This window comes from Enterocloster citroniae (assembly GCF_040545455.1).
In the GTDB taxonomy this organism is placed as follows: Bacteria; Bacillota; Clostridia; order Lachnospirales; family Lachnospiraceae; genus Enterocloster; species Enterocloster citroniae.
This window is the reverse complement of the sequence record NZ_JBEPLZ010000009.1, coordinates 47,182-69,413: the sequence shown is the minus strand read 5'-3', so window position 1 is coordinate 69,413 and position 22,232 is coordinate 47,182. Positions and strand designations below refer to the sequence as shown.

General features: G+C 50.6%; 18 protein-coding genes. 12 read left to right on the top strand and 6 right to left on the bottom strand.

Features of this window, described 5'->3' with window-relative positions; genetic code table 11:
- Positions 1-8 precede the first annotated feature (8 nt).
- A complete protein-coding gene (gene fusA, locus ABID13_RS13950) occupies positions 9-2,126 on the top strand; it encodes an elongation factor G (protein WP_007866451.1) in 2,118 nt (705 codons plus the stop codon).
- Positions 2,127-2,235: 109 nt separating this feature from the next.
- Positions 2,236-3,429 carry an elongation factor Tu gene (tuf, locus tag ABID13_RS13945; RefSeq protein WP_007866448.1) on the top strand — a complete coding sequence of 398 codons (1,194 nt, stop codon included), beginning with the start codon at positions 2,236-2,238 and terminating at the stop codon, positions 3,427-3,429.
- A 140-nt stretch (positions 3,430-3,569) separates the two neighbouring features.
- On the opposite strand, the gene ABID13_RS13940 is transcribed toward tuf, so the two are convergent.
- Positions 3,570-3,797 (bottom strand): hypothetical protein, encoded by a 228-nt coding sequence (locus ABID13_RS13940; protein WP_048929934.1) that lies wholly within the window; start codon positions 3,795-3,797, stop codon positions 3,570-3,572.
- A gap of 320 nt (positions 3,798-4,117) precedes the next feature.
- On the opposite strand from ABID13_RS13940, the gene ABID13_RS13935 reads away from it, so the two are divergent.
- Positions 4,118-5,038, top strand: a complete 921-nt coding sequence (locus tag ABID13_RS13935; protein ID WP_007866429.1) for a YitT family protein — start codon at positions 4,118-4,120, stop codon at positions 5,036-5,038.
- Here the strand turns inward: ABID13_RS13935 and ABID13_RS13930 are convergent.
- Together ABID13_RS13930 and ABID13_RS13925 are read right to left on the bottom strand one after the other, a co-directional pair.
- Positions 5,011-6,780, bottom strand: coding sequence for an FAD-binding protein (locus ABID13_RS13930; protein WP_048929933.1), 1,770 nt, complete (start codon positions 6,778-6,780; stop codon positions 5,011-5,013). The genes ABID13_RS13935 and ABID13_RS13930 overlap by 28 nt on opposite strands.
- 14 nt (positions 6,781-6,794) lie before the next feature.
- Complete coding sequence (locus ABID13_RS13925) at positions 6,795-7,508, bottom strand: FadR/GntR family transcriptional regulator (protein WP_007866423.1); 714 nt, start codon at positions 7,506-7,508, stop codon at positions 6,795-6,797.
- A 280-nt stretch (positions 7,509-7,788) separates the two neighbouring features.
- On the opposite strand from ABID13_RS13925, the gene ABID13_RS13920 reads away from it, so the two are divergent.
- The 6 genes from ABID13_RS13920 to ABID13_RS13895 all read left to right on the top strand — a co-directional run bounded on the left by ABID13_RS13920 (position 7,789) and on the right by ABID13_RS13895 (position 14,638).
- The gene (locus ABID13_RS13920; protein ID WP_048929932.1) at positions 7,789-9,525 is read left to right on the top strand and encodes an ABC transporter substrate-binding protein; all 1,737 of its coding nucleotides are present in this window, start codon (positions 7,789-7,791) and stop codon (positions 9,523-9,525) included.
- Between the two features lie 166 nt (positions 9,526-9,691).
- Positions 9,692-10,651 (top strand): ABC transporter permease, encoded by a 960-nt coding sequence (locus ABID13_RS13915; protein WP_007866418.1) that lies wholly within the window; start codon positions 9,692-9,694, stop codon positions 10,649-10,651.
- 10 nt (positions 10,652-10,661) lie between these two features.
- Complete coding sequence (locus tag ABID13_RS13910; RefSeq protein ID WP_007866416.1) at positions 10,662-11,573, top strand: ABC transporter permease; 912 nt, start codon at positions 10,662-10,664, stop codon at positions 11,571-11,573.
- An 87-nt stretch (positions 11,574-11,660) separates the two neighbouring features.
- A complete protein-coding gene (locus ABID13_RS13905) occupies positions 11,661-12,668 on the top strand; it encodes an ABC transporter ATP-binding protein (RefSeq protein WP_045093499.1) in 1,008 nt (335 codons plus the stop codon).
- Between the two features lie 4 nt (positions 12,669-12,672).
- Positions 12,673-13,722 carry an ABC transporter ATP-binding protein gene (locus tag ABID13_RS13900; RefSeq protein WP_007866410.1) on the top strand — a complete coding sequence of 350 codons (1,050 nt, stop codon included), beginning with the start codon at positions 12,673-12,675 and terminating at the stop codon, positions 13,720-13,722.
- A complete protein-coding gene (locus ABID13_RS13895) occupies positions 13,715-14,638 on the top strand; it encodes a dihydrodipicolinate synthase family protein (RefSeq protein WP_007866407.1) in 924 nt (307 codons plus the stop codon). The genes ABID13_RS13900 and ABID13_RS13895 overlap by 8 nt, the downstream gene beginning before the upstream one ends.
- Before the next feature lie 86 nt (positions 14,639-14,724).
- Here ABID13_RS13895 and ABID13_RS13890 read toward each other — a convergent pair whose 3' ends face one another.
- Positions 14,725-15,273, bottom strand: coding sequence for a CDP-alcohol phosphatidyltransferase family protein (locus ABID13_RS13890; protein WP_048929931.1), 549 nt, complete (start codon positions 15,271-15,273; stop codon positions 14,725-14,727).
- Between the two features lie 255 nt (positions 15,274-15,528).
- Between ABID13_RS13890 and ABID13_RS13885 the strand changes: the two genes are divergently transcribed.
- Positions 15,529-16,383 (top strand): MurR/RpiR family transcriptional regulator, encoded by an 855-nt coding sequence (locus tag ABID13_RS13885; RefSeq protein WP_007866402.1) that lies wholly within the window; start codon positions 15,529-15,531, stop codon positions 16,381-16,383.
- Here the strand turns inward: ABID13_RS13885 and ABID13_RS13880 are convergent.
- Positions 16,364-17,290, bottom strand: coding sequence for a LysR family transcriptional regulator (locus ABID13_RS13880; RefSeq protein ID WP_007866392.1), 927 nt, complete (start codon positions 17,288-17,290; stop codon positions 16,364-16,366). The two genes, ABID13_RS13885 and ABID13_RS13880, sit on opposite strands and share 20 nt — an antisense overlap.
- 284 nt (positions 17,291-17,574) lie before the next feature.
- Between ABID13_RS13880 and ilvD the strand changes: the two genes are divergently transcribed.
- A complete protein-coding gene (gene ilvD, locus ABID13_RS13875) occupies positions 17,575-19,314 on the top strand; it encodes a dihydroxy-acid dehydratase (RefSeq protein WP_082173882.1) in 1,740 nt (579 codons plus the stop codon).
- Positions 19,315-19,497: 183 nt separating this feature from the next.
- Here the strand turns inward: ilvD and ABID13_RS13870 are convergent, their stop codons facing one another.
- Entirely contained in the window at positions 19,498-20,223 is a 726-nt protein-coding gene (locus ABID13_RS13870) for a DUF975 family protein (RefSeq protein ID WP_007866387.1), read from the bottom strand.
- Between the two features lie 231 nt (positions 20,224-20,454).
- Between ABID13_RS13870 and ABID13_RS13865 the strand changes: the two genes are divergently transcribed.
- Positions 20,455-22,173 (top strand): DUF5722 domain-containing protein, encoded by a 1,719-nt coding sequence (locus tag ABID13_RS13865; protein WP_007866383.1) that lies wholly within the window; start codon positions 20,455-20,457, stop codon positions 22,171-22,173.
- Positions 22,174-22,232: the final 59 nt, after the last annotated feature.

The window sequence follows — 22,232 nt, the reverse complement described above, 5'->3', positions numbered from 1 at the left end:
AAAATCCCTTGGCTGGAAGAGAATATCCATTGGAGAGAACCAGGAATATCGGAATCATGGCCCATATCGATGCTGGTAAGACCACAACGACTGAGCGTATTCTGTATTACACTGGTGTAAACTATAAAATTGGCGATACCCACGAGGGTACTGCTACCATGGACTGGATGGCTCAGGAGCAGGAGAGAGGTATCACCATTACTTCCGCTGCTACCACTTGTCACTGGACCCTGCAGGAAAACTGCAAGCCGAAGCCGGGTGCATTAGAGCATCGTATTAATATTATTGATACACCAGGACACGTTGACTTCACTGTTGAGGTTGAACGTTCCCTGCGCGTGCTGGATGGCGCTGTCGGCGTATTTTGTGCAAAGGGCGGTGTAGAGCCCCAGTCTGAAAACGTATGGCGTCAGGCAGACACTTATAACGTACCACGTATGGCCTTCATCAACAAGATGGACATTCTGGGCGCAAACTTCTACGGCGCTGTAGAACAGATTAAGACCAGACTTGGCAAGAATGCGATTTGCATTCAACTGCCAATCGGCAAAGAAGATGATTTCAAGGGAATCGTGGATTTGTTTGAAATGAAAGCCTACATCTATAATGATGATAAGGGCGATGACATATCCATCGTTGATATTCCTGAGGATATGAAGGATGATGCCGAATTATACCGCTCTGAGCTGATAGAGAAGATCTGTGAGCTGGATGACGATTTAATGATGGCATATCTGGAGGGTGAGGAACCCAGCAACGAGGAGCTGAAGAAAGCTCTGAGAACAGCTACCTGCCAGTGTGCGGCAATCCCCGTATGCTGCGGTACTGCTTACAGAAACAAAGGTGTTCAGAAGTTACTGGATGCAGTAATTGAGTTCATGCCGTCCCCATTAGACATCCCTGCTATCAAGGGTGTTGACCTGGAGGGCAATGAGGTTGAGCGTCATTCTTCCGATGATGAGCCATTTGCAGCTCTTGCATTTAAGATCATGACCGACCCCTTTGTTGGTAAGCTTGCATTCTTCCGTGTGTATTCAGGAAGCCTGAACTCCGGTTCTTATGTACTGAATGCAACAAAGGGCAAGAAAGAGCGTGTAGGACGTATCCTTCAGATGCATGCCAATAAGAGAAACGAGCTGGATCGTGTTTACTCCGGTGATATCGCTGCTGCTGTTGGTTTTAAGATGACATCTACCGGTGATACGATCTGTGATGAGAAGAATCCGGTTATCCTGGAGTCCATGGAATTCCCAGAGCCGGTTATCGATATCGCGATCGAGCCTAAGACCAAAGCAAGCCAGGATAAGATGGGCGATGCGCTGGTGAAGCTGGCTGAAGAGGATCCTACCTTCCGTGTTCGTACGGATGAAGAGACCGGCCAGACCATTATCTCCGGTATGGGCGAGCTTCATCTGGACATCATTGTAGACCGTCTGCTGCGCGAGTTCAACGTAGAGGCCAATGTAGGCGCTCCTCAGGTTGCTTACAAGGAGACATTTACCAAGGCTGTTGATGTTGACAGCAAGTATGCGAAGCAGTCCGGCGGACGTGGACAGTACGGTCACTGTAAGGTTCACTTCACACCGATGGAGGCAAATGCAGAAGAGACCTTCAAGTTTACTTCTTCCGTTGTGGGCGGTGCGATTCCGAAGGAATACATCCCGGCAGTCGGAGCAGGTATCGAAGAAGCATGCAAGACCGGTATCCTTGGCGGATTCCCAGTGCTGGGTGTTCACGCTGATGTATACGATGGTTCTTACCATGAGGTTGACTCCTCCGAAATGGCATTCCACATTGCCGGATCCATGGCATTTAAGGATGCTATGCACAAGGGCAACCCAATCCTGCTTGAGCCTATCATGAAGGTTGAAGTAACCATGCCTGAAGACTACATGGGTGATGTTATCGGTGATATCAACTCCCGCCGTGGACGCATCGAAGGTATGGAAGATATCGGCGGAGGCAAGATGGTAAAAGCATATGTTCCGCTGTCAGAAATGTTCGGTTATTCAACAGACCTGCGCTCCAGAACTCAAGGCCGTGGAAACTACTCCATGTTCTTTGAGAAGTATGAGCCGGTTCCCAAGAATGTACAGGAAAAGGTGCTTTCCGACCACAAGAAATAATTAACAAAAGGCTTGTAAATCAAGGGAAAATGGAATATAATGATTGATAGCCTGACATTAACTATAATAGCCCATTATACAGGGCGCAAATTAAGGAGGACGTTATAAAATGGCTAAAGCTAAGTTTGAAAGAAACAAACCTCATTGTAACATTGGTACCATCGGACACGTTGACCATGGTAAAACCACTTTAACCGCAGCAATCACAAAGACTCTGCATGAGAGATTAGGTACAGGCCAGGCAGTTGCTTTCGAGAATATCGATAAAGCTCCAGAAGAGAGAGAGCGTGGAATCACGATTTCTACTGCTCACGTTGAGTATGAGACAGAGAACAGACACTATGCACACGTTGACTGCCCAGGACATGCTGACTACGTTAAGAACATGATCACTGGTGCTGCCCAGATGGACGGCGCTATCCTGGTTGTAGCAGCTACCGATGGTGTTATGGCTCAGACAAGAGAGCACATCCTGCTTTCCCGTCAGGTAGGCGTTCCTTATATCGTTGTATTTATGAACAAGTGTGATATGGTTGACGATCCAGAGCTGCTTGAATTAGTAGATATGGAAATCCGTGAACTGTTAAATGAATATGAGTTCCCAGGCGATGACACACCTATTATCCAGGGTTCTGCTCTGAAGGCTCTGGAAGATCCTTCCAGCGAATGGGGCGACAAGGTTCTTGAGCTCATGAAGGCTGTTGACGAGTGGGTACCAGACCCAGTTCGTGAGACTGACAAGCCATTCCTGATGCCAGTAGAGGACGTATTTACAATCACCGGCCGTGGTACTGTTGCTACCGGTAGAGTAGAGCGTGGAACTCTGCACCTGAATGACGAAGTTGAGATCATCGGTATCCATGAGGACGTTCGTAAGTCCGTTATCACCGGTATCGAGATGTTCCGTAAGCTGCTTGACGAGGCTCAGGCCGGCGACAACATCGGCGCTCTGCTGCGTGGTGTTCAGAGAACTGAAATCGAAAGAGGACAGTGTCTGTGTAAGCCAGGTTCTGTTAAGTGCCACAAGAAGTTTACCGCTCAGGTTTACGTTCTGACAAAGGACGAGGGCGGCCGTCATACTCCTTTCTTCAACAACTATCGTCCACAGTTCTACTTCAGAACAACTGACGTTACCGGCGTTTGCGAGCTGCCAGCTGGTACCGAGATGTGTATGCCTGGCGATAACGTAGAGATGACCGTAGAGCTGATTCATCCAGTAGCTATGGAGCAGGGTCTTCGTTTCGCTATCCGTGAAGGCGGAAGAACCGTTGGTTCTGGTAGAGTTGTAAGCGTTATCGAGTAATTGATAACTTTGCCTGTATAGGTATATCTGAATAGATATTGTGTCCAAACGTATATGAAAACTGCGCAATCATGGTTGAAAGACCATGGATGCGCAGTTTTTTATGTTCCTGTACTATTGTCGCGGGATCCTTGCGGCTGCTATGATTCTTCATCCGCGCACAGAATCTGGACAAAACGCGCCATGAGCGGAATGTAGCTCACCATGAATGTAATGGCGGCTATGGTAAACACAGTTTTCTTCTTGGGGTTGGGAATACGCAGTCCAATGCATATACCCAGGGACAAAAGGCAGAACTTCAGCAGGCTGATGAATCTCCAGTCGGATTCCCAGATGTACTGGTTTGCACAGCGGATGAGTTTTCTCATGGTGGCACCTCCTTGATTTTATTTTTATATTTACAGTGTAACACAAGAACTGGGGGATTGGAAGGGCTGCTTGACAGGCTGCACAAAACGTGGTACGATAACCTCTGGATTCGCGTGCGGATCCATCCGGATAAATGGGTTCATCAGGAAGATAATGATGCTGCCCATAGGGAATTGAGGTAATTGACAGATGAAGATCAGGTTAACACAGTACAGGGCCTGGTATGGTAAAACCCAATACAGTATATTATAACAGCAGAGAAATCTGCTGTTTTTTATTGCGGATTTTATTCGGGTAGAGTGGGAAAGGATGAAAGATAATGGAAAAGAAACAGACAGCGGTAAGGGAGATTATAAGGTTGTGCCAGATTGTTCTGGGAAATGCAATGTACGCGGCGGCAGTGGTATTGTTTATCGTGCCTAATGGGCTGATTACCGGAGGGACCACGGGGCTGGCGCTGTTTGCCTCCCATACCATGGGAATTCCCATCAGCCTGTTTGTCAGCATTTTTAATATTACCATGTTCCTGTTCGGGGCATGGATCCTGGGCAGACAGTTTGCCCTGACCACGGCGTTGAGCACGGTTATTTATCCCCTTATGCTGGGGCTGTTGGAGGGACTGGGATTCGGCGGTTTTGTGATGCAGGAAAAGCTGGTGGCCGTGATCTATGCGGGCATCCTCATAGGGGCAGGTATCGGCATTGTCATGAGGGCCGGAGCCTCCACCGGGGGAATGGATATTCCATCCCTGATCCTCAAGAAAAAATTTGAGATCAATGTGTCCTTCAGCCTCTATCTCATGGACTGCATCATCCTGGGTCTGCAGCTGATCTCTGCGGACTCCCATGCCATTCTTTACGGTATCCTGCTGATCATTGTATATACCATGGTACTTAATAAGGTTCTGATGTCCGGAAATGTCAGGATACAGGTGAAGATCGTGTCCAGGAAATACGAAACCATCAACCGGCTGATTGCAGAGCGCCTGGACTGCGGCACCTCCCTTCTCCACATGGAGACAGGGTACCTGCACCGGGAGCAGGAGATGATCCTGGCTGTTATCGCCAGGCGTGACCTGCCCAGGCTGAACCAGCTGGTGATGAATGAAGACCCGGAGGCCTTCATGATTATCAACCAGATCAACGAGGTGAGAGGGCGGGGATTCACATTAAAACGTGTGTATCAGGATTCCGCCTATCAGGAGCAGATGTATCAGGAACAGGAGGAAGGTTCCGTATAACCCGGGGCAGGTGTTTGGGAGACAACATATTTCCCGTCCGTCAGGCTGACCGCGGTACGCCATGCGCCGGCCAGCGGATCTGTCTGAGGATGATCCTCCCTGTAATGGCTTCCTCTGCTTTCCCTCCGGGCCAGCATGGATGCCAGCAGGGCACGGCCCAGATCCAGATACTGGTGGGCTTTTAGGAATGCCTTAAGCTGGGGAGCATCTTCGCAGTCATCAAGCCCCATATTCTGATCCAGAACCAGTCCCATGGCATCCATGGTCTCAAGGGCTGTGACCAGTCCTTTTTCAGTCCGTATAATGCCACCGTACCGCCACATCAGTTCCTTTACCCGCCGGCAAATCTCCTGGGGAGAATCCGGGATACGGCCGGTATCAGACAAAGGCTGTTTTATATAGGGAGGGCAGCATTGGTAGGAGGCGTACAGCTGGCCGCGGATATCATCCACTGGGACAGGGGAAAAGTGATTCTTTCCAGCATGACTGCAGGCAGACCTGGCTGCCAAAGTGCCGAATACCAGGCAGCTTCCTGAGGCCATGCCTCCCAGGCGGTCGGCTCCATGGATGCCCCCGGCTCCTTCGCCGCAGGCAAAGAGCCCCTCCACCCCGGTACAGCAGCCGTGATCCACCCAGATCCCTCCATTGGCCGCATGGAAAAAGGGAGCAATGGAAATGGGGTCCTTTTCAATATGTATATTGTGTTCCCTGAGCAGCCAGTCCGTATAATCCCGTACATAGCCGCGTTTATCCTTCAGGATATCAGGGCTGTAGCGGATCAGACACCCTGAGGACTCATCAAATCTACCTCCTTCTGCCTCGATACGCTGCAGCGCGGACTTCATAAGGGCAATGTCAAAATATCTGGAATTATCCGAGAAGGTAAAAGGGCCGTGGGGTTCCCGGAGCATGAGGCACTCCTCATAATCCGCCTGGTGGGGCAGAAGTCCCTTCAGCACATCTTCTCCATCCGGTCCGATCAGCCCGGTGCAGTATCGCAGGCTACCCTCCCTGAATACGGTTTTATAGAGAGGGGACAGAAAACCCGGAATAAACTGGTTGTATTCCAGATTGATCAATTTGGCACCGGCTTTCAGGGCAATGGCCTGGGTGCTTCCGTTCACATCCGCAGTGTTCAGGTTGTGGAGATAGAGCCCTCCCATGCCTCCCCCTGCCAGGATTACTGCCTTGGCGGATATGGTCAGTATTCCCTCCGGCCCCAGGAGCAGAGCGCCGATGATCCGGTTTTCCGACACCAGAAGCTGTACCAGGTCCGTGTGCTCCATCACCGTGATGCGCCCGGTTTTCCGGATGGCTTGGTGCACCCTTGTCCTCAGCGCGTCCCAGTCCTTCCAGTAATACAGATCCCGGGCCGTATGGCCAAAACATGCCAGCTTCTTTTCAGGAAGCTTGTGAAAATCAATGCCCATCTCAGGCAGGTTCCCTATACACTCTTCAATATGATCGATATAATATCTTCCCATCCATGGGTCGTTCATGCCTTGGCTGCAGTCTTCTATATCCTTAAAGAAACGTTCCCTGTCCTGGGGACCGGCAGTACACAGGCAGTGTATGGTATCCATCAGAGGATAGAAACTGGAGCCGGAACACAGGCGGGAGGAGGTTATAAGGAGTACATTCCGGTTTTCCCGGGCGCAGCTTACGGCTGCCCGTATACCGGCCAGGCCGGCGCCGGTGACCAGAATATCATACTGCATTTGGGATTGTATCAGATGATCCATAAATATCCCCCTGTCTATCTCTTAAAATATCCCACATTAAAATGGAACTGCATTGCATCATAGTACTTCTGATAATCCCGGGCTTTGATGGCATTGCAGATGCGCAGGTGCTTTTCCACGGTGAGCTCCATGTTGCTGTGGGTGGTCTTGACTTTATAATACCGGTCACATGCCCAGAAAAACTCAATAATGGACTTTAACAGGTGATTGTCCACTGCCTGGAACAGTATCTTGTGAAAAGATGCGTCAGCCTCAGCGAACCTGGCACCATATACGGAGGAGCGTGACTGTTTGATCTGGACAAACAGGCTCTCCATGGTTTTGGCTTCCTTGGTCAGGCTCTCCAGGGACTCCGGGGTGATGCTCTCATATGCATCCTTTGCAAAACCCAGCTCCAGCACCCGGCGCAGTTCCTCGATCTCCTTGTGCAGCTGGTCCTCATCGCTGATACTGTAGATCAGGTTGCTGAGGAAAAAATCAGTGTTAAACTCCTGAATGACAATCCCCACACCGGGAGTGGAGCAGACCGTGCCCGTAATCTCCAGGGATTTGATGGCTTCCCTCAGCACATTACGGCTTACCCCCAGCATTTCGCACATCTTCATCTCAGAGGGCAGCTTATCTCCCGGCATCAGATGGTTCTTCTCTATATAACTTTTAATTTCATCGTAAACCTGCAGATATAACTTGCGGGATTTTAGATTTTTCATTCCATTGGCTTTTGCCATACCTGTGATTCTCCCTGTGCTGTATGATTTGTATGATAAAGTTCTAACTATATGTTTATCATATTGCATATTAGTAAAAAAGTCAATGAACTGTTATAAATGTACATAATTCGACAAGATAATATCCATAATACGTACATTATACACACAAGAAAATAAATTATATATTGACATGTATGTGCAATTATCATACAATGAAGTCACGATAGCTTGAAAAAGCAATGAAGGTTACAAAACTTTGTAGTACAAAGTACAAACTAAGAAATGGAGGTTACGGATTATGAAGAAAAGAAGATTAGCAAGCCTGCTTTTGGCAGCAACTCTTGCCGTGGGATCCCTGGCCGGCTGTGGTTCGGGAGGAAAGACGGCTGAGACCACTGCTGCGGGGCAGGGCGCCCAGACCACACAGGCACCTGCAGGCGGGACCTCAGGCAGCTCCGCAGACGGGGCAGGGGCAACAGATCTGGGAACACCTCTGGCGGATGTAAGGGTGCGGCAGGCACTGGCCTACGCCATTGACATGGAAGCCATTGTGGACAGCCTTTTTGAGGGAAAGGCGGAAGTGGCTAAGAGCTTTACCGCCCCCGGCGACTGGCTGAACCCTGAGATCCCGGTCTATGAGTATAATCCGGAAAAGGCCAAGGAGCTGCTGAAGGAAGCAGGATGGCCGGCAGACTATACCCTGGACGTGGTCTACTACTATGATGACCAGCAGACCGTGGATTTGATGACCATTATCGGCCAGTACTGGCAAGAGGTTGGCGTGAAGGCCCAGTTCAGGAAGCTGGAAGGCGACCTGGCAGCCCAGCTTTGGGTACCGCCCGCAGACAAGGAGAAGGGACCGTCCGCTGTGAAGTGGGATCTGGCCTATGCAGCCGTTGCAGCCCTGGCGGAGAGTGAGTTCTATAACCGCTTTGCATCCACTGCATCCAACAACTCCTCGGTTCCCAAGCAGGATGGCTTGGATGAGATGATTGCAGCATCCAACGCAACCATGGATACCAATGAGCAGAAGGAAGCATTTTTTAAGATCCAGCAGTTTGTGGCAGAGAATGAACTGGCCATGCCGCTGTATCACCAGGTATGCTTTATCTATACCAGCGACAAGCTGGACACTGCGGACAGCAAATTCGGCAACGACCAGTTTTCCTATGAGAAGAACATTCTGGACTGGAAGATCGACCGGGCGGACAATACCATGTACACCAACGGCGGACCGGAAGAATTTTTCTGGTATCCCATGGTTAATCCGGGTTACATGATCAACACTGAGCTGATCTTCGACAAGCTGATCAATGCGGACAGTTCCCTGAATCCCACAGAGGGAATGCTGGCTGAGAGCTATGCTGTGTCTGAGGATGACAAGTCCATTGAGTTTGTCTTAAGGGACGGGTTAAAGTGGCATGATGATGAACCCCTCACTGCAGAGGATGTTAAGTTCACACTGGAACTGATGTTAAGGACCCCGGGAACCAATGCGGTTGCATCCGAGGTAATGAAGGCCATCCAGGGCTCAGCTGATTTCCTGGAGGGCAAGACCGACAACCTGGAAGGCGTTGAGATCGATGGAAACAAGATTACAGTAAACTTTGACACGGTATCTGCTAATGCCCTTGCGGTATTTTCACAGTGGCCCATCCTTCCGAAGCATTGTCTGGAGAAAGCAAGCCCCGAGATGCTGCAACAAGATCAGTTCTGGCAGAAACCAATCGGTTCAGGCCCATACAAAGTTGATGAGGTGGTCCTCAACAACTATGCAACCCTGAAGAGATGGGACGGATACTACAAGACCGGAACAGGCAATATTGATACCATCTATATGTTTGCCAGCGGAGAGAATGACGGCAATCTGGTTAAGAATGCGGGAGCGGGCAAGATCGATTATGCATGGAGCAAATCCACAGATGATGCAAAGGCCATCGAAGCCATGGACGGTATGACGGTGACGGCGGCAAATATCCGCTATACCAGATGTTTCTATATCAACCAGTTCCCTCATGATGCGAATATAAAGTAGGATGATTGGACTGTGGCGGGCCGGTAATAAAACGGTCCGCCCTGTTTTTTAACAAGAGAACTTCCATGATGCGAAGCTATGGATGATCTTGCTTCGTATTGCGAAGGGCTTTCGCACAAAGCGCCGGAAAACCAGGCGCAAGTGCTCAATGCAAGGAGGAATTTTAATGAGTAATTACATAATACGTAAAATTCTGACCCTCATTCCCATGATGCTGGTAATCAGCTTCCTGATCTATCTGGGCATGGAGCTGATGCCGGGTGATGCGGTTGATTTCCTGATTCCGCCCGATGCCCTTGCCACCATGTCGCCGGAACAGCTGAATGCCATGAGAGAGGCCCTGGGCCTGAACGACCCGTTTTTCCTGCGCTATTTAAAGTGGCTGGCCGGAATGCTTCACGGTGATTTCGGATACAGCCTGCAGAGCGGCGTCCCTGTCATTACCCTGATGAAGAACCACCTTCCGGCAACCATTGAGCTGACCTTTACCTCCCTGGTCATGTCCTCTGTTTTCGGTATTCTTTTGGGGATTGTCTGTGCCCTTAAAAAGGGAACGGTCCTGGACCAGATCTTGAGTATTGTTGGAATGGTAGGTGTGGCGATCCCCCAGTTCCTGCTGGGACTCATCTGCATTAATGCATTTGCACTCCACACCAGCATCCTTCCGGTGGGAGGCCGGATGGCCTATGCGGGACAGAACTTTATTCAACGGCTGCCCTATCTGATCATGCCTGCCACTGTGCTGGGATTTTCCCTGACATCAGGAGTTATGCGTTATGGACGCTCCAGCATGCTGGATTCCATGGGGCGCGATTATATGAAGACAGCCAGAAGCAAGGGCCTGCCTGAGTGGAGGGTCAATCTTCTCCATGGGCTGAGGGCTGCCATGACGCCGGTGGTGGTATTGATCGGTTTCCGCCTTCCCATGCTCATCGGAGGTGCTGTGGTGGTGGAGGAGGTGTTCCAGTGGCCGGGTATCGGTGTGCTCTTTGTCTCAGCTGTGCGCTCCCAGAATACACCCCTGGTCATGATCATCGGTTTCTTCAGTGTCCTGCTGGTGCTTGTGGCCAGCATCATCGTGGATATCATCACAGCAGTGCTGGATCCGCGGATTAAACTGAGTTAGGAGGTGCGGGATGAAAAGTTCACTTGAACGGAAAATGGACCGGATCCTGGAGAGGGAAAACTCCGGCCGTATAAAAAAAGGGATCAAGAACCGTGCCCTCAGGAAGCTGTTTGCCAACAAACTGTCCGTACTGGGATTTATCATATTCTTTGTGATCATGTTCATGTGCCTGTGTGCGCCCCTGTTTACCCAGTACAGCTCCACCAAGGTGGACCTGCGCAACATCCTGAGCCCGCCTACTGCCTCCCATATTATGGGAACTGATAAAATCGGCAGGGATATATGGGCCAGGGTTCTCTATGGGGGGCGCATATCCATAGGCGTGGGCCTTGGAAGCGCGCTGATCGCAACGGTTTTAGGCGTATCCCTGGGAACCATTGCAGGTTACAAGGGCGGCTGGTTTGACGGTATCATTATGAAGATATCAGAGATTCTTATGTCATTTCCCCAGATCATCCTGGTTCTGATCCTGGTGACCATTACGGGCCAGAGTTTATGGAACCTGATATTTATATTTTCCATTACGGGCTGGCCTTCCATGTACCGTATGGCCAGGTCCCAGATGCTGTCCCTGAGGGAGGAAGAATATGTACAGGCGCTGAAAGCTTTTGGAATCGGAAGCATGAGGATCGCATTTGTCCACATGCTGCCCAATGCCATCGGCCCCATTTTTGTAAACATAACCCTTTCCACTGCCATGTTCATCCTCCAGGAGGCATCCCTAAGCTTTCTTGGACTGGGTGTTCCTCTGGAGGTGGCCACCTGGGGCAATATCCTGAATGCGGCCCAGGACCTGATGATACTGAAGAATTCCTGGTGGGTATGGCTGCCGACAGGTATTGTGGTGACGCTGTTTGTGGTGGGTATCAATTTTATCGGTGACGGTCTGAGGGATGCCACGGACCCGTCCCAGATCGGATAACCAATGTGCTTCCGTGAAGTGCTTTCGCACATAAGCGTCTAAAAGACAGACGCTAAGTGCTCAATGCAAGGAGTGTGATAATACATCATGAGCGATAACGTAGTATTGAAAGTCCAGGACCTGGAAGTTAATTTTTATAACAATGAGAGATGCAACAAAGTCCTTCGGGGCGTGTCCTTCCAGCTGGAGAAGGGGAAGATCATGTGTATCGTGGGAGAGAGCGGGTGCGGCAAATCCGTGACCGCCAATTCCATTATGGGCCTGCTGCCTGATCTTTCCAGGATTGAGAAGGGGGAGATACATTTTTACGACAAGGGTAAGGATATAAGGATCGACCGGTTAAAGCGAAAGGGAAAAGAGATGCGTGAGATCCGCGGAGATGGGATCGCCATGATATTCCAGGACCCTATGACGGCCCTGAATCCGGTCTTTACAGTGGGATACCAGATCAACGAATCCCTTCTCTATCATAACAGGGCAAAGAGCAAGAGCGATGCAAAGGAGAAGGCGGTCAGCCTGTTAAAGGACATGGGGATCCCCCTTCCTGAGAAGCGGGTGGATGAATACCCTTACCAGTTTTCAGGGGGCATGTGCCAGAGAGCCATGATCGCCATGGCCATGAGCTGCCAGCCCAGGGTGCTCATAGCGGATGAGCCCACCACGGCCCTGGATGTGACGATCCAGGCGCAGATATTTGAGCTGATGCTGGCCCTTAAGAATAATCATGATGCGGCTATCCTGCTCATCACCCATGATATGGGTGTGGTTGCCGAGCTGGCCGACAATGTGGCTGTAATGTACATGGGCAATATTGTGGAGAGCGGGGATGCCAGAGCTGTGCTGACCCATTCGGCCCATCCCTATACAAGAGCCCTTCTTAAGTCCATACCTGTGCTGGGACGGGGCAAGAAGCAGGAGCTGGAACCCATCAAAGGCTCTACACCCGATCCATATAACCGTCCCAAAGGCTGCCAGTTTGCGCCAAGGTGTGAATTCGCCGCCGACCGGTGTATGGAGGAAATGCCCCCCGAGGTCCAGTTGGAGCCGGGCCATTACTGCAGATGCTTTCATGACCTGATGGGAAAGGAGGGGTGAGATAATGGCAGACAAAAAGGATGTGCTCATTAAGGTAAACGGCCTGAAGACGTATTACCCTGTGAAACAGGGGGTATTTAAGCGGACCGTGGGGTATGTGAAGGCAGTGGATGATGTGAACCTTGACATATACAAGGGGGAAATACTGGGTGTGGTAGGAGAAAGCGGCTGCGGCAAGACCACCCTGGGGAAAAGTATCCTTCAGCTGATCAAACCCACGGAGGGCAGTATCCGATATTCCTTTGAGACAGGGGAGAGGGAGCTGATCGGTATGAATAAGAGGGAGCTGGATGAAGCTCGGTGCAAGATGCAGATCGTGTTCCAGGATCCATATTCCTCCCTGAATCCGTCCTTTACCATATTCGGTTCCATGCAGGAACCCCTGATCCGGTTTGGGGAGAGGAGCAAAAAGGTCAGGAAGGAAAAGATAGCAAAGCTTCTGGAAGCAGTTAACCTGCCTCCGGAGTACATGGAGCGGTATCCCAATGAGTTTTCAGGCGGCCAGAGGCAGAGGATCGGTATAGCCAGAGCCTTGTCCGTATCCCCTGAATTTATTGTGTGCGATGAGGCTGTGTCGGCCCTGGACGTATCCATTCAGGCCCAGGTGCTGCAGCTTCTGAAAAAGCTCCAGGTGGAGCGCGGCCTCACTTACATGTTTATCACCCATGACCTGTCCGTGGTGGAATACATCAGTGACCGGATCGTGGTCATGTACCTGGGGCGGGTGGTGGAGATGGCGGATACGGAAGAGCTATTTGAACATACGCTCCATCCTTACACAAAGGCGCTGCTCAGCGCGATTCCCATTGCGGATATAGATAAGAGGCGCAAGAGGATCCCGCTTCAGGGCGATGTACCCAGCCCGGTGAACCCGCCGTCCGGCTGCACCTTCCACCCAAGGTGCCCGGAGTGTATGGAAAAATGCAGGACCGAGATACCCCATCCCACCATTATCATGCAGGAAGGGAGGGAACATATGGTATGCTGCCACCGCGTCAGCGAGCAGGCAGCTGCAAAGAAAGAGGTTCAAACAACAGGAGGCAATCATGAGTAAATTTAAAATGACACAGATCAAGGGAGTCATCCCGGCAATGATGACATTTTTTGACAAAGAGGAAAATGTTGATATCCAGTGCACCAGACGTATGGTGGATTTTATGCTGGACCATGGAGCAGACGGATTTTATCTCACCGGCAGTACGGGAGAATGCTTTACCATGACCGCCGAGGAGCGGAACCTGGTGGTGGACACTGTGATCGATCAGGTTAAAGGGCGGGTTCCGGTAATCGTACATGTGGGGGATATTGGCACAAAGAAATCCATTGAACTGGCAAAGCACGCCTATGAGGCAGGGGCGGACGCCATTTCGTCCGTGCCTCCTTTCTATTGGAAGTTCAGGGCGGATGATATTTACAGCTATTACAAAGATATCTCTGAGGCAACGCCCCTTCCCATGGTGGTCTATAACATCCAGCTGGCAGGGCTTATGGACATGGGCCTGTTGCTGAAGCTGGCGGACCTTCCCAATGTGCACGGCCTCAAATACACGGCAAGATCCCATGATGAGATGGGATACCTGAAGGAAAAGCTGGGCAGTGATTTCATGATCTATTCAGGCTGTGATGAGATGGCATTTTCCGGCATGTGCGCAGGGGCGGACGGTATCATCGGTTCCTTCTACAACCTGTTCCCGGATCTGTACAAGAAGATTCTGGCCAAGGTGGAGGCGAGCGATATCAAGGGAGGAATGAGGCTTCAGAAGATTGCGGATGAGGTGATCTTCGCGGCCCTGAAATATGATTTCCCATCCGTGCTCCACGGTATGATGAACTGGAGAGGGCTGGAATCCGGGTACTCCAGAAAGCCGTTCTACAACTATGAGGATTCAGAACTCACGGGCCTTAAGGAAGAGATTCTCAGAATTAAGGAAAAGTATCAGGCAGAGGAACTGGATATGTTCCATTTTTAGAAAGGGGAGGAGTGCGATGAGCCAGGAGATATTACAAGGAGGTTTGTAGCGGCGATCAAGGAGGGGATACCGGTTTAAGGCCGGCCCTACATCCGTCTAAACACCCGTACATACATCACAAGAGTCACCGCCATCACTACCCCGCACAGCAGGATCAGCCCATTGACCAGAGGGATAGGCATATGGGGGAACAGGAGGAAAAGGAAGAGGACTACAAAAAGCAGGGCGGTGCAGCATTTCCCAAACCACATGGCGCCGTCTAGCTTTTTGCCCTGGCGCAGCTTGATGGCGCCCATAACGAGCATGAACCCTTCCTTTGCCGCAAAAAGGACGACTAACAGGAGGATCAGAGGATAGCGGCTTAAAAGGCAGAGAAGGATGGCGCCGTGGGTCAGTTTGTCGGCCAGAGGGTCCAGGAACTTGCCGAATTCCGTGATCATGTTGAATTTCCTGGCAACCATACCGTCAAACATATCGGTGATGGAGGAAATGCCCATGACCAGGGCAGCCCTGTAATAGTCTGCGTCCGTCACAGCGTGGAGATACAGCCATACAAATACCGGAATCATGACAAGGCGGAAATATCCCATCAGGTTAGGAATTGAGAAAAGTTCTTTTTTAGACAAATGCTTCATAAGAAGTACACCCCTCTCTTGCTAAAAGAAATATTTTTTTTTATAATATAGATAAATTGTAACTGTTCAGTACGGCTCATCTTCTTGACCGGAAAAGCCGGTCAAGAAGCATCGGATGTCCATCCAATGTGAAAGTGGGTGCAAAAACGGACTTATGAGCAAGCTTAACGCCCGCTTTTGTACCCATTTTCACGCCGTTCTGAACTGTTAATAAATTTATTTTTCAGGCTTCGGGCAGCCAAAGGAGGAAGGCAAATGACAGCGGATTTTTTAGTGAGGATCAGAGGAGAGTACAACCAGTTTACAAAAGCGGAAAAAAAGGTGGCGGACTATATCCTCAATTATCCTAAAAAAGTTCTGTTCATGTCCATCACGGAACTGGCCGAGGTCTGCAACGTGGGTGATACCAGTGTGTTCCGGTTTTGCAAGACCATGAACTGCAAAGGGTATCAGGAATTTAAAATGCTTCTGTCCCTGAGCCTTAATGAGGGCAGGCAGGGCATGGGACAGATGGAAGGGGATATCGACCTGGATGACACCTTTGACGAGGTGGTCCAGAAGGTGCTGGCTTCCAATATAAACGCACTTAAGGAGACCCAATCACTTCTTAAGAGAGACCATTTTGAACAGGTTATCCAGTGTTTCCACAACGCCACGCGCATCTGTTTTTACGGCGTGGGCACCAGCATGACCACGGCCATGAAGGCGGCCGACAAATTCCTTAAAATAGAGTCCAAGGTGTACTGCGCATCAGACTCCCATATCCAGGCCATGATGGCCTCCACCATGACCAAGGGTGAGGTGGCTGTGGTGTTCTCCTATTCGGGAGCCACCAAGGATACCATCCATGTGGCGCAGCTGGCCAAGCAGGCAGGGGCGGAAATTGTATGTATCACCCGTTTCGTCAAGTCCCCTCTGACTGCTTACGGCGACATGGTACTGCTGTGCGGCGCCAATGAAAGTCCGCTGCAGGCTGGTTCTTCATCGGCGGAGATCAGCCAGCTGTTCCTCATTGACCTTTTGTACACCGAGTATTACAGAAGATACTATGATACCTGCAGTGTGAACAATGAAAAGACATCGGCCTCAGTTATGGAGAAACTCTGCTAGGATCCTGCCAATACTGCGATGCCAGCTGGACCAGGTACATGGCAGGACTGCTCAGGTAACTGTTTTTGCGGTAGCTGGCCACAATCTTCCATGAAGGGTGGTCCGGCAGGCAAAAATAGGATACATCCTCCCGCAGAGCCAGTGTATCTGACTCAGGCACCAGGCCGCAGCACATCCTCGCTCCCACCATATGGAGAATGGTCCGGGCCCTGGCTGTCTCAAACAGTACATTGGGAACAAAGCCTGCCTGCCGGAAGATGGTGTCAACCCATTGGCGGATGGTGGATTCCCTGTACATCAGGGCAAAGGGTTCGTACTTAAGGCCTTCCAGATCCAGTTCCGGATAAGGACCCTTGCCGCCGGGCTTTGCCTGGCTGCACAGGGGATGGACGGACGGGACGGCCAGCACCAGCTCCTCGGTGCTGATAGGCAGATACTCATCATCTGTGCGCTGATTATCCTGCAGGGTCATGAACCCTATGTCCAGGCTGCCCTGGATGATCATCTGCTGCTGCCTTCGGACGCTTACCTCCGATACATTGATCACAATACCTGGATACTCTTTATGAAAAACAGGATAGATACTGGTGAACATGTGGGCGCCTCTTTCCGGCGGGAAACCGATGGAGAGAGAGCCTTTTTTTGCGTCAGTGATATCCTGGAGGCGATGATAGGTCTCACGCTTTAGACGCAGCATTTCCCTGGCAGCGCTGAGGTAGACCTCCCCGGCTTCCGTGGGAGACCATCCGGTGCGCGAACGGAAAAAGAGGGGCGTGCCGATCTCGCGTTCCAGATGGAGCAGCTGCTGGTTCAGGGCAGAGGGGGTGAGGAACAGTTTTTTTGCCGCCCTTGTCACATTGCGCTCCTCCGCGATTTTTACAATATACTCTATCTCCTTTAGATTCATGAAAACCTCCTTGTGCTCCACTACCTTAATTATAAATGGAAATGTGGGGAAATACAACAGGGCAGGAAAGATACTGTTAAAAAAATTAACAGTAAGAGTAAAACTATTAATTTTACTTATTAAAGGTAACGAATTATAATATACACGTAACAGTTAAGGACGGCGGGAAAATGGGTGAAATAGAGGGAACATCCGATGCTTCTTGACCGGCTTTTCCGGTCAAGAAAATGAACCGTCCTGAACCGTTACCTATACAGTAAGCAACTGCATATAAGGAGGGTGTTATGAAGTACGATATGGAGTACAAAGAGGACTACAAAAAGAACTACGAAGATGCGTTTGAGATGAAAGACAGGAAATACCGCAGCAGCACTCTGACCAATGGCCTTGGGCGGTCGGGGCAGAGGGCGCTTTTGTATGCCGCGGGTATGGATGAGGAGGATATGAAAAAGCCTTTTGTGGCGGTCATCGGTTCCTTCAGCGAAATGGTGCCTGGGCATGTGCATCTGCGTGAACTGGCAGAGTATGTGAAACAGGGGATCATAGAGGCGGGAGGCGTACCAAGGCAGTCGGAGACGATCGCTATCTGCGATGGCCTGTGCCAGGGGCATAAGGGGATGTGTTATCCGCTGGCCAGCAGGGACCTGATCGCCGATTCCGTGGAAATGGTGGCGGAGGCCCATCATTTTGACGCCATGGTGCTGCTGCCGGGATGTGACAAGATCATACCGGGCATGCTGATGGCGGCCGCCAGGCTGGATATCCCGGCCGTCATTGTGCCGGGCGGCCCCATGCTTCCCGGAAATGTGGGGGGCAATCCGCTGTTTTGTTCCTCTGAACTCAGGGAATATCCCGGACGTGTGGAAATGGGGACTGTGACTGTGGAGGAGATGAAGGAGGCTGAGAAAGCAGCCCTTCCAACGGTTGGAAGCTGTGCCCACCTGGGAACCGCCAATTCCATGTGTATGCTCACGGAGGTGCTGGGCATGGCCCTGCCCGGAGCAGGGACAGCACCAGCGGTATCCAACAAGAGAAAGCGGATTGCCAAGGCATCAGGCAGATGTGTGCTGGAACTTCTGAGAAAGGGGATCACACCCAGGAAGATCCTCACCCGGGAGTCCATGCTGAACGGTGTTGCCGGAGCCATGGCCACTGGTTCCTCCACCAACCTGGTCCTGCACCTGATGGCAATTGCCCATGAGGCAGGAGTAAAGCTGGACCTGGAGGATTTTGACCGGATCAGCCGGCAGGTTCCCTTTGTGTGTAACCTGCAGCCCTCCGGAAAATACCCCATTGTATCACTGGATGCAAGCGGCGGGATCTCAGCCGTGTTAAAGACCATAGAGAGCAGGATCCACGGGGATGTACTTACGGTAACAGGCAGCACCTTAAGGGAACTGCTTCAACAGGTCAAAGCCGCTCCTGATGATGTGTTAAAGAGCATGGAATCCCCCCAGAAGCCTGAGGGCGGCATCGCGGTGCTCCGCGGAAATCTGGCGCCAAGGGGCGCCGTGGTCAAGCAGTCGGGGGTTAAATCTTCCATGTATCATTTTAAGGGGAAAGCCCGTGTATTCAACTCCATGGAGGAGGCGGACGAAGCCATCAGCAACAATACGGTTGAAAAGGGAACCGTGATTGTGATCCGATATGAAGGACCCAAGGGAGGGCCGGGGATGAGGGAAATGCTCTCCACCACGGCTCTGATTATGGGACGGGGAATGGATGAGGATTGCGCCCTGGTAACGGACGGCCGCTTTTCCGGGGCCACCCACGGTCCCTGCGTGGGCCATGTGTCCCCGGAAGCCGCCTCGGGAGGTCCCATCGGACTGGTGGAAGATGGGGACGTGATCGAAATCGATATTGCAGGCCGCGGCCTTCACCTTGAAGTGTCCCAGGAGGAACTGGAGAAAAGAAAAATGGCCTTTGTTCCTGTGAGAAAGCCCAGAAAACCTGCATTGGCCAAATACGCTGCCCTGGTCAGTTCGGCGGATACAGGAGCTGTAATCAATGTGACCGGACTGTGATGGATGTAACTGCACTGTGACGGGAACCATCCCGGGATAGACCGATCCGCCGCTGTCCCAAAACTAAAAAACAGGATTTACAGGGATTTACCTCCCTGAAATCCTGCTTTTTCCGTCTTCTGGACCGTACCGGCAATTTCCGTCTTCTGGACCGTACCGGTAAGCCCTGTCTTCTGGACTGTATCAGTAAGTTCCGTTATATTCCTGTCTGTACCCCATCTGTTTTAATTCCTCATAATATTCCGCATAGGTTGCATTTTCATAAGGAAGCACAAAGATGATACCGATACAGCATGCCAGGATACCTAGAATTTCCCAGCCGATAAAGGACAGCTGCAATACAAAGAACTGGAATTTGTGCCCATCCATCATGTTCCTGCTCTGGTCCAGGGCGCTGCGGTAATCCATATCCGGGTATTCGGCCAGGATATATGGAACCATTGCGTACTGGTATGTCTTGATAATGCCGGGAATGATGAGAAGCAGGGTCCAGCCGAATATGATCAGGTCCTTCATAAACATTGCCTTTACGATCTTAAGATATCTGCCGCCGCCAAATCCGTAAAACAGGCGTTCAAAGCCCGCGTCCGCCTGTCTCTGCCTGCTTTCAATAAAGTAGGAGCACAGTCCCACCCGCACCACGTTGCTCAGAAAGGTCTGTATCAGGACACATACAATAAAAATGATGACAGACATGATGATAACGATGAACATAACAGCGATCAGGGCCGCCAGATCAAAGTCTTCCGTCAGATAACGGGAGCCGGAACGGCCCGGTATACTGAAATTAACGGAGGTATTGCCGCCTCCGCCCAATATGGTTGCCACAAGGCTCACCAAAAGAGCCATCCAATAGTATTTTTTTAAACATGCTTTTGCCCGCGCTTTTAATTCTGCTCTGCTAGCCAAGTTAGTTACCTCCTTATGTGTTGGAAGGATCCAGACATTCAATTCACACTTCCATTATATACCTATCCATATTATCATGCCATAAATTGGATAAAAAATCCACTTAAAAATCGGGAATCCATCATACAAATAATTAAGATACATGTAATAAAAAGTTCACGGAAAAAGTAAACTTCTTTTTGTATGATGTACCTTGTATCCTATTCTGGAGAAAGTTGGGAGGAAATGAAAATGAAGAGAAATATGTTAATGGGAGGTAAGGCGCTGGCTCTGGCAGCGCTCCTGGTCTGCGGGACAGCCGCTTTTGGAACCGGTATGGCCCTGGCGGATACGGCCCAGGCTGAAACCACGGCCGGGACAGAGCCGGCAGCTCCCGCAGTGTCAGGACAGATTACTTCCTGTAAGATTACAGGAGATAAACAAAACATAGAGATTGCCTTTAACAGCAGCGGAGACGCAGCTGGTACGGACGGCAATGTCTACGTGTTTGAGATGCAGCCTTATGAGGAGGAGCTGGGAGGCAGAAGGGACTTTGCAGCATCGGCGGCAGCCCTGGGCAGCACTTCGGTGACCATACCGTTAAACCTGGGAACGGCTCAGGACCGCCTGTACAGCAAATTCCAGCTGGCCGTATATGACGGGACCCAATTTATATCCGTCAGCAAACCTCACTATATCACCAATCCTGAGATCGTGGCTAAGAATACCGCGGCATTTAAGGATCCCCTTTCCAAAAAAGGACTGAATATTGAGATTGACATGCTGGAGGACGCCTTTGATCTGGGTGTAAAGCATGTGACCACCAATATTGCGTTTTCCCAGATTATGGGAACAGGAATCACATATCAGTATGACGGAAAGACCTATCATTTTAACAAGGCTGTGGTGGATGCCTATGACAAGACCATCAGCGCGCTGTCCAATAAGGGTATGACCGTAACGGTTATTTTGTTAAATGACTGGAACCCCAATACGCCGGACTTGATCTATCCGGGGACCCAGAAAAGCTCCAATGCATTTTATTACATGTTCAATGCTGAGACGGAGAGCGGATTTGAGCAGACAAAGGCCATTGCCTCCTTCCTGGCAGACCATTACAGCGGGTCCAACTCCAGCTACGGCAAGGTGTCTAACTGGATCATCGGCAACGAGATCAACAACCAGCAGTGGAACTACATGGGTGCCACGGATCTGACCAGCTATGTAAAGGCATATCAGAAGGCGTTCCGGGTTATCTATACTGCGATCAAGAGCACCAATGCCAATGACAGGGTATATTTTTCCCTGGATTACAACTGGATGAACGAGATCGATGGAAAGCTGAAGTACGGCGGCAAGCAGATTGTGGACAGTTTTAACTCCATTGCAAACACCGAGGGACAGATGGACTGGGGTCTTGCATACCATCCTTATCCCTGTCCCATGACAGAACCGGAATTTTGGGATGATCCCCAGACCACGGGCCTGTTCACCAATGATTTTAATTCACCGGTGATCAACTTTGCCAATCTGAACGTGCTCACGGATTATTTTGTCCAGGAAACACTGCGCACGCCATCCGGTCATGTGCGCCACATTATTCTGACTGAGCAGGGCTTTACCTCCTACAGTCCCACCAGGGGCAACATACCTGAGATCCAGGCAGCCGCCTATGCATACTCCTATTATCTGGTGGACAGCAATCCCTATATTGACGCCTACACAGTAAGCCGCCAGGTGGATGCTCCGTCCGAGGCAAAGGACGGGCTGAAGTTCGGACTCTGGGAGTGTGATATGAACCAGCCCAATCTGATCGTGGCAACCAAACGCAAGAAGATCTGGCAGGTATTCCGGGATATTGATAAGAAGAACTCCACCCTGGAAGCCACGGAGTTTGCAAAATCCATTATCGGCATCAGCAAGTGGTCCGATGTGATTCCCAACTTTAAGTGGAGAAACCTGGAGAATTGAGTGGTTGACAAATAAAGGTCTGCGTGTAAAATATTTAGTAGAACGCTGGTGCCGCCAGG